This is a genomic window from Burkholderia sp. BE17, assembly GCF_009362305.1.
In the GTDB taxonomy this organism is placed as follows: domain Bacteria; phylum Pseudomonadota; class Gammaproteobacteria; order Burkholderiales; family Burkholderiaceae; genus Burkholderia; species Burkholderia pyrrocinia_C.
In genome coordinates, this window is record NZ_WHNU01000095.1 from 1 (window position 1) to 4,277 (window position 4,277).

The window sequence follows — 4,277 nt, forward strand, 5'->3', positions numbered from 1 at the left end:
CAGCATCAGATCCTGAACCTCGGTCGGCGTCATCGGCCCCTTGACCAACTGGTCCAGCAGTTCCTTGGGCAACTCAGGCAGCGGCCCGCGGGCCGCTGCCTGACGCGCTACGGTTTGCCTCTTCTTCTTCATCGGCATATCCATGACTTTTATACCTCATGATATGCCCCGCCCACGAAATGACGGATAGGTCCGCCGACTCCGTCCGGAAGTCGAGAGGCCGAATCGCCCAAGCCGCGCCGAGTCGCCGCAGGCTCAGCCCCATCAAATCGCGCTACGTCCGGATGGCATAGGCGCGTAATCGAGTGTAATGGCTCAGCCTCATGAACAAGACTACGTTTATTGCACGTGAGCTTTCAAGTTTCACGTGCCGGCCCAAATACATCGGCCAGTCTAGCTCCATTAATAATCCAGAGGGTCATATCATGAATGACAACAATCGGCTTGTTGACGAAGAAAACGACCAAGACGTTTCCACCGACGCAGCCCAGACAGCGAACTGGCCTGCAATTGCCGCATTCAACGGGAAGTTGTACTTGGTCTATAAAGATCAAAAAACCACAAAAATGCAATACCAAACATACAATGGCACAGACTGGTCGCGCCCTACCCCAGTCAATAACATCGACACGACCAATCAAGCCATTGCATTAGCAGCATTCAATGCGAATTTGTATATGGCTCACAAAGGTTCCGGGGCCGACACCCAAGTTTATTTCAATTCAACCAATGGCTCACAATGGGGGAATGATAGGGGCGTTCAGAATTGCAAAAGCGACAATCCGGTCGCATTGGCGGACTTCAAGACGAAGCTGTACCTGGCGTTCAAACAGGCCTCCAGCAACAACATCTATACCACGACATTCAACGGCTCAAGCTGGGCGCCATCGCCGACTCCGGTCCTTTCGGGCGTCGCCAAGACTACCCAGGCGGTTGCATTGGCCGCATTTGGCACGAAGTTGTACTTGGCGCACAAAGGCGCCTCCGACTCCAAAATTTTCTACACGTCGTCATCCGATGGCATTAACTGGGTACAGGAGAATATAGTACGACCCGAAGTTGTCTCGACCACCGTGCCAGTTGCGTTGGCAGCATTCAAAGGGAATCTTTACCTGGCGTATAAAGGCTCCCCCGACTCCAACACCAACATCTATTACACGTGGACGTCCGATGGTGTTAACTGGCAATTCCCGATGGAACTTCTCCTGGGCATTCCCCAGACCAACGCGCCGGTTTCATTGGCTGTGCTCAATAACAAACTTTACCTGGCGCACCAAAGCGCCACCGATTCGAGCATTTTTTACACATCGACGTCCGACGGCATCAACTGGCAACCGGATCTAGCGATCCCCTATGCATCAATGGAAGAACAATGATGCGACCCATCGCCGGCGCGATTATTTTCAAGGTCTTCTCCTATCCCCGCCGGCCCGCTAGCAAGTCCGCATAAGAGGTCAGGCGGGCATACGGCCGATAGCTGCAGCTGGGCTATCGGCCGACGCGGGCAGCTGCCGGCCATCTGCCCGCCAACGCGACCGCGAGCAAGTCTCTGCACAATTCAAACCGTCATACGGGACCGAGGTTATATCTAATAACTTTCGGCCAGCCGAGGGATACGAACCTGCTTTGGGGGATTGGGACATCTAGCGTGTGGGGGCGTGGCAGCAATAGCGTGGGTTTACAGCTATTTATCGGTCAGCGAGCCCAAACCGGCGGTTGCGACGCAACGGACCACGACGACAATGTGCGCCTCGCGCGGGCGCCCCGATTCGACTTGGGAAACCGATCCATCCCTTTCAGGGCGATGCGATCAGATGACGGGCGTGATCGGCAAACGCCACCGCGCCGGAATCGCCCCGAAACCGCCCTGCCGCTATGCGAAAATCGCAGCGTCCGCTTTTTTTCAATTACCCAACGGGGCTCGCATGACCACCCACATCACGATCGAATTTACCGAGCACGCTGCCGAAACCATCGGCGAGCAAACCAGCACCAGCTTTTCCTACGACCAGGGTGCCCACGTGCCGCAACCCGGCGACTTCGTCGAGATCGAGAATTCGCAACAGACGTTTCTCGTGATCGGCCGCGTGTTTTCGCTGAAGGCCAACTACAGCGCGGTCAAGCTCGTGCTCGATCTTCCTCCGCACGACGACGAGCAAGGATTCCCGGCGCAGTGAAACAATCCGGGCCGGTCCCGTCGGCGTGCCACCGGCAATCGCATACGTCCGGCCCGCGTTGCGTGAAATCACTCGAGCGACGAGAGCGCAAAAAAACGCCGGAGCGGGCTCAATCCAGTCCTGCACTCACGAAAACATCGCCGCGGTCAGGCACCGCTCAAACCACACCGCGTCGTCTCCATCGCCGATCGGCCACATTTCCGCATCTCGATCGACTGGACAACGGCCATGCCCGCCTCACACTCGGCGCGAGCATGCTATGCCGACGATCATGAACGATCGTCGGCGATATCTTCCGGCAGGCGACAGCCGCGCATCGTCGTACCCGAGCACGCGATCAGGCGACCCGCGCCACCTCGCCGCACGGCACCGACGCCCGACGGCTCGCGCCGCCGCGGCCGGCCTGCCGAGACATCGCTACTTCTTCTCCGGCTCCGTGGGACCAGGCTGCTTGAACGGGAACGTGCTGAACATCGACTTCGCCTGGTTCTGCATCTGCTCCTGCATTTGCACGAACATGTTCTTCGACTGCTCGATGTAGCTCGTCATCATCCCTTGCATCATCGGCGCCTGCATGTTCATGAACTGCGACCAGACTTCCGGATTCATCGCGTTGCCTTCGTACAGGTTCTTCGACTGATCCGCGAGCTTGTTCTGGATGTCGATGAACGCCTGGATGTTCTTTTCCAGGTACGTGCCCATCATGCCCTGCATCGCATGACCGTAGAAACGGATGATCTGCGACAGCATCGACGACGAGAACATCGGCACGCCACCGCTTTCCTCTTCGAGGATGATCTGCAGGAGGATGCTGCGCGTCAGGTCTTCGCTGGATTTCGCATCGACGACCTTGAAATCCTCCTGCTCCAGCACGAGTTGCTTCACATCGGTGAGCGTGATGTACGTGCTTGTCTCGGTATCGTAGAGCCGGCGGTTCGGGTACTTCTTGATGAGCCGTTCGGCCGTCTTCTTTGTAGTGGTCATGTAACGCCTTTCAGTGCAGCGTAGCGTAAGTGACGAATCCCCGCCGCCCGAATCCGGGAGGCGGGGGCCTTCGGAACACACCCGGCCGCGCGGCCACCCGGCCCGCGCAGCCCGGGCGTTCAGCCCATGTGCAGGCCGCCGTTCAGCGAGAAGTCGGCGCCCGTCGCGAAGCCGGAATCGTTCGACGCGAGCCACGCGACGATCGAGCCGATTTCCTCCGGCCCGCCGAGACGCCGCACCGGGATCGTCGCGACGATCTTCTCCAGCACGTCGGGGCGGATCGCCTTCACCATGTCGGTGCCGATGTAGCCCGGCGACACGGTGTTGACCGTCACGCCCTTCGTCGCGACTTCCTGCGCGAGCGACATCGTGAAGCCGTGGATGCCGGCCTTCGCGGTCGAGTAGTTGGTCTGGCCGAATTGCCCCTTCTGGCCGTTCACCGACGAAATGTTGATGATCCGGCCCCAGCCACGCTCGACCATCCCGTCGATCACCTGCTTCGTCACGTTGAACAGGCTCGTCAGGTTGGTGTCGATCACGGCGGTCCAGTCTTCGTGCGTCATCTTGCGGAACACGACGTCGCGCGTAATGCCCGCGTTGTTGACCAGCACGTCGATCTCGCCGACTTCGGCCTTGACCTTGTCGAACGCGTCCTTGGTCGATTCCCAGTCGCCGACGTTGCCTTCCGACGCGATGAAATCGTAGCCGAGTGCCTTCTGGTCCTCGATCCACTTCACGCGCCGCGGCGAGTTCGGGCCACAGCCGGCCACGACCTTGAAGCCGTCTTTCGACAGACGCTGGCAGATGCTGGTGCCGATGCCGCCCATCCCGCCCGTTACGTACGCAATTCGCTGAGACATAGATCTCACTCCATTCTTTTGGTTTCGAGAGCTGCCGGAGGCCCGCTCTGACTTCACGTGGCGCCGGCCGAAACCGCAATCGGCCGGCGCACGGATTCGGTTCGCCGGTAACGGTTGACCGGTTACGGACGCTCGACCGCGAGCGCGACGCCCATCCCGCCGCCGATGCACAGCGACGCCAGCCCGCGCTTCGCATCGCGCTTGGCCATCTCGTGCAGCAGCGTCACCAGGATCCGGCAGCCCGACGCACCGATCG

At 59.3% G+C, this 4,277-nt stretch carries 4 protein-coding genes and 2 pseudogenes; 2 read left to right on the forward strand and 4 right to left on the reverse strand.

Going from position 1 to position 4,277, the window contains the following annotated elements:
* Window positions 1-132: pseudogene (locus GD429_RS39880) on the reverse strand (IS256 family transposase); the annotation flags it as partial.
* Between the two features lie 293 nt (window positions 133-425).
* Between GD429_RS39880 and GD429_RS39885 the strand changes: the two are divergent.
* Both GD429_RS39885 and GD429_RS39890 read left to right on the forward strand, forming a co-directional pair.
* A complete protein-coding gene (locus tag GD429_RS39885; RefSeq protein ID WP_152865715.1) occupies window positions 426-1,376 on the forward strand; it encodes an exo-alpha-sialidase in 951 nt (316 codons plus the stop codon).
* A gap of 549 nt (window positions 1,377-1,925) precedes the next feature.
* Window positions 1,926-2,177, forward strand: coding sequence for a hypothetical protein (locus tag GD429_RS39890; RefSeq protein WP_152865719.1), 252 nt, complete (start codon window positions 1,926-1,928; stop codon window positions 2,175-2,177).
* Between the two features lie 417 nt (window positions 2,178-2,594).
* On the opposite strand, the gene phaR is transcribed toward GD429_RS39890, so the two are convergent.
* The 3 genes and pseudogenes from phaR to GD429_RS39905 form a co-directional block, all read right to left on the reverse strand.
* Complete coding sequence (gene phaR / locus GD429_RS39895; protein ID WP_152865717.1) at window positions 2,595-3,161, reverse strand: polyhydroxyalkanoate synthesis repressor PhaR; 567 nt, start codon at window positions 3,159-3,161, stop codon at window positions 2,595-2,597.
* A gap of 119 nt (window positions 3,162-3,280) precedes the next feature.
* Complete coding sequence (locus GD429_RS39900; RefSeq protein ID WP_096471049.1) at window positions 3,281-4,021, reverse strand: 3-ketoacyl-ACP reductase; 741 nt, start codon at window positions 4,019-4,021, stop codon at window positions 3,281-3,283.
* Between the two features lie 122 nt (window positions 4,022-4,143).
* Window positions 4,144-4,277: pseudogene (locus GD429_RS39905) on the reverse strand (acetyl-CoA C-acetyltransferase); the annotation flags it as partial.

What these genes read in the sequence shown, in the direction of transcription:
- GD429_RS39890 (WP_152865719.1), top strand. Translation starts at nt 1,926, where the DNA reads ATGACCACCCACATCACGATCGAATTTACCGAGCACGCTGCCGAAACC.
- phaR (WP_152865717.1), bottom strand. Translation starts at nt 3,161, where the DNA reads ATGACCACTACAAAGAAGACGGCCGAACGGCTCATCAAGAAGTACCCG.
- GD429_RS39900 (WP_096471049.1), bottom strand. Translation starts at nt 4,021, where the DNA reads ATGTCTCAGCGAATTGCGTACGTAACGGGCGGGATGGGCGGCATCGGC.
- GD429_RS39885 (WP_152865715.1), top strand. Translation starts at nt 426, where the DNA reads ATGAATGACAACAATCGGCTTGTTGACGAAGAAAACGACCAAGACGTT.